The sequence below is a fragment of the Mesorhizobium sp. M7A.F.Ca.AU.001.01.1.1 genome, from assembly GCF_004022735.1.
Taxonomy (GTDB): Bacteria; Pseudomonadota; Alphaproteobacteria; order Rhizobiales; family Rhizobiaceae; genus Mesorhizobium; species Mesorhizobium ciceri.
On the sequence record NZ_RZPF01000696.1, the window covers coordinates 1 to 3,472 of the forward strand.

Genomic DNA, 3,472 nt, shown 5'->3' on the forward strand with positions numbered 1-3,472 from the left:
CGGTCGCCATCGGTGACGCGCCGCAGCTGCAGGGTCGCCTTGTGGTTGGTCAGCGGCTGCGGCGTCTCGAGGATGGAGTAGCTGACCAGGAAATTCTGATCGGAGAAGTCGAGCAGCTTTTCGCGTAGGCGGGCGCCGCTGGCGAGCTGGAAATTGCGCACGCAGCCGATTGTGGTGGCATCCTTGCCGTCTTCAATGTGGCTTTCCACCATGCGCGGATGCCAGCCCGGCAGCCCGTTGAAGTCGCGTATGCGCGCCCAGACCTTTTCGACCGGCGCGTCGATGACGCTGGAGATGGTGACTTTGGCCATTCAAAATGTTCCCTTGCAAAAGCGATCCGGTGCAAGGGTAGGGCGGCCATTTCAGCGACGCTTATCAATGCGTCTTGAGCGCCTATCAAGGAGTCTGAAAAAGGGCGGGGAGTCTGAAAAAGGGCGGCTGGTTCAGGCGATCGCCCGCGCGGCCTCGCGGTAGAGCGTCGGCGGCACGCCGACATGGTCGCGGAAAAAGCGCGAGAAATTGCCCTGCGTGGTGAAGCCGAGATTGCAGGCGACGGAGATCAGCGGTTCCTGCGACCATTGCAGCTGCCGCACCGCTTCCTCCATGCGCAGCGTGTTCCAGTAGACATTGGGCGTCAGATTGGTCTGTTCCTTGAACAAAGCGAAGAAATGCGGTCGCGACAGGCCGACGCTGCGCGCCACGTCGTCGAAGCAGATGCGCTCGCAGACATTGGCTCTCATCAACTGGATTGCCTTGCGGACACGAAAATCCTGCATGGTGTTGATGCGGACACGGGCCTCCTGCGGCGCCGAGGCGTCGGCGGCGTCGAGCACGCTATCGATGAAACGCTCGATCTCGTAGTTGGCGATATCGTCGACGCTCTCATTGTCGCTGAGGTGGTCGAGCAGATTGGCGGCGGCCTGATGCAGCCACGGTTCCAGCGTGATCGCGGCTTGTGAAAACAGCGGCGCCGACGAAGGCAGGTCGCGGCGGCGCCGCGCCCAGTCGGGATCGATGTAGAAGGCGAGAAACAGACCGGGCGTCCCGTTTTGCGACAGAACATGGCTGTGCGGCTGGAAGGAGTTGATGCCGGCGGCCGTTCCAGGCCCAAGCCGGACGGTCTCGCGGCCGATGGTCATTTCGCCGGCCGTACCTTCCAGCCAGATGATGAGATGGGCCTCGACATGGGCATGGGTGACGAAGTCGCTTGCGACATTCAGGATAGAAACATGTCCGAACCGGCCCCAGTAGAGCCTGATCGCTTCCGTCATGGGTATATCCTCCCGCAGGCGACTGGCCTCCCTTCGCCTGCAGTGGGGATTGTGCGGCCGAGTTCGGGGCCGCGTCAAGACGCGCGCGGGCGGCGAGGGCGAATGACGGCCAGTGAGGCCGGATTTTCAGACTGAGCGATACGCACTGGAACGAATGGCGGTCGGGAGAATTGCCAACCTCAAACCGAAGCCGTCATGCCGCCATCGACATACAGCGTATGGCCGTTGACGAAGGACGAGGCATCTGACGCCAGAAACACGGCGGCGCCGATCAACTCGTCGACATTGCCCCAGCGCCCGGCCGGCGTGCGCTTTTCCAGCCAGGCGGAAAATTCGGGATTGTCGACCAGCGCCTGGTTCATCTCGGTGCGGAAATAGCCGGGCGCGATCGCATTGATCTGCAGGCCGTGTTTGGCCCAATCGGCGCACATGCCCCTTGTCAGGTTGCGGATCGCGCCCTTGGTGGCGGTGTAGGGCGCGATGTTCGGCCTTGCCAGTTCGCTCTGCACCGAACCGACGTTGATGATCTTGCCCTTGCCGCGCGGGATCATGTGGCGGGCGACCGCCTTGGCTGCATGGAAGGCGCCCGACACATTGGTCTTGAACAGGCGCTCCCATTGCTCCTCGGGAAAGTCCTCGAGCGGGGCGCGGAATTGTATGCCGGCATTGTTGATGAGGATGTCGATGGCGCCGATCTCGGCCTCGATGCGGGCAATGTCCTCATTGACCGCCTGAAAATCGGTGACGTCGAATACCGAGGCGTGCGCCTTGAAGCCGGCGTTGCGCAGCTTTTCGACGGCGCTGTCGATCCTGGCGGCGTCGCGGCCGTTCAGCACCACGCTTGCCCCATGTTCGGCCAGGCCCCGAGCCAGCGCGAAGCCGATGCCCTGGCCGGAGCCGGTCACCAGCGCCAGCCGGCCCTCGAGGCTGAACAGGGAGTTGGCCATCAAACCGTCTTTTGTTTGACCATGATCTCCGGACAAACGGTTCCGTTTGTCCGAGAAAACCGGTTTCCACTTTTCGGGATCATGGTTCTAGTCGCTGCGGCGGAAATTGCGGATGCGGTCGAACAGCACCGCCAGCAGGATGGCGCCGCCGATGAAGACGCCTTGCCAGAAGGCATTGATGCCGAGCAGGCCGAGACTGTTGCGGATCACCTCGATCAGGGCCGCGCCGACGATGGCGCCGAAGGCGGTGCCGACGCCGCCGGCCAGATTGGCGCCGCCGATGACGGTGGCGGCGATTACCTGCAGCTCCATGCCGGTGCCGAGATTGGTGGTGACGGCACCCAGCCAGCCGGTCTGGATGATGCCCGCAATGCCCGCCGACAGCGCCGAGATCATGTAGACGGCAACCTTGATCTGGCGCACCGGAACGCCGGTCAGCGTTGCCGCGTGCTCATTGCCGCCGATGGCGAAGATATGGCGGCCGAACTTGGTCCAGCGCAGGATGAAGCCGGTGATCAGCGCCAGAAGGATCATGTAAAGCACCGGGTTGGCGATGCCGAACACCCAGGCGCCGCCGCCCAATGACAGAAGCTTGGCATGGTCCGGCCCGAACTGGAAGACCACCGTGTTGTTGGAGGCGACCATGGCGAGGCTTCGGGCGATCGACAGCATGCCGAGCGTCACCACGAAGGGTGGAAAGCCGAGATAGGCGATCAGCACGCCGTTGAAGGCGCCAATGGCGAGCGCGGTGGCAATCGAGGCCAGGATGCCGACCTCGATCGAGTAGCCGGCATGCATGGTGACGGCCAGCACCATCGACGACAGGCATAGCACCGAGCCGACCGACAGGTCGATGCCGCCGGTGATGATGACGAAGGTCATGCCGAGCGCGATGATGGCGACGAAGGTGATGTTGCGGGTGATGTTGTAGAGGTTCTTCGAGGTGGCGAAAGCGTCGGTGGCAAACGACAGGAACACGCAGGCAAGGATGACCGCGATCACCACCCAGAAAGTCTGGCTGGCAAACAGTCTCGCGGCCAAGGATTGCTGCTTATGCTCGATCGGCTGGTCAATTGTCAGTGCCATCGTCGACCTTCATCTGCTGTGCGTGGTGGAATTCGCTTGAAATCAAACCTGTTCGATAGCGCCGGTGATCAGCCCGGTGACTTCCTCGGGCGAGCTCGACGCAATCGTCTTGTCGGCGACCTTGCGCCCGCGCCGCATGACGATGACGCGGTCGGCGACGGTGAACAC

At 62.7% G+C, this 3,472-nt stretch carries 4 protein-coding genes and 1 pseudogene; all 5 read right to left on the minus strand.

The genetic code is table 11. From position 1 onward, the window contains the following. The coding region (locus EN884_RS30040; RefSeq protein WP_164895239.1) for an SRPBCC family protein at positions 1-311 on the minus strand (311 nt) is incomplete at its 3' end. A 132-nt stretch (positions 312-443) separates the two neighbouring features. Next, on the minus strand, positions 444-1,271 hold the full coding sequence (locus EN884_RS30045) for an AraC family transcriptional regulator (RefSeq protein WP_024501541.1): 828 nt from the start codon (positions 1,269-1,271) through the stop codon (positions 444-446). Between the two features lie 179 nt (positions 1,272-1,450). After that, positions 1,451-2,218 carry an SDR family oxidoreductase gene (locus tag EN884_RS30050; RefSeq protein ID WP_063168520.1) on the minus strand — a complete coding sequence of 256 codons (768 nt, stop codon included), beginning with the start codon at positions 2,216-2,218 and terminating at the stop codon, positions 1,451-1,453. A gap of 87 nt (positions 2,219-2,305) precedes the next feature. After that, a complete protein-coding gene (locus EN884_RS30055) occupies positions 2,306-3,304 on the minus strand; it encodes an ABC transporter permease (protein WP_013530853.1) in 999 nt (332 codons plus the stop codon). 42 nt (positions 3,305-3,346) lie between these two features. Further along, positions 3,347-3,472, minus strand: a pseudogene (locus EN884_RS39870) (sugar ABC transporter ATP-binding protein); the annotation flags it as partial.

Excerpts from the sequence above, each read along its gene's own strand:
- EN884_RS30045 (WP_024501541.1), bottom strand. The coding sequence starts at position 1,271 with ATGACGGAAGCGATCAGGCTCTACTGGGGCCGGTTCGGACATGTTTCT.
- EN884_RS30050 (WP_063168520.1), bottom strand. The coding sequence starts at position 2,218 with ATGGCCAACTCCCTGTTCAGCCTCGAGGGCCGGCTGGCGCTGGTGACC.
- EN884_RS30055 (WP_013530853.1), bottom strand. The coding sequence starts at position 3,304 with ATGGCACTGACAATTGACCAGCCGATCGAGCATAAGCAGCAATCCTTG.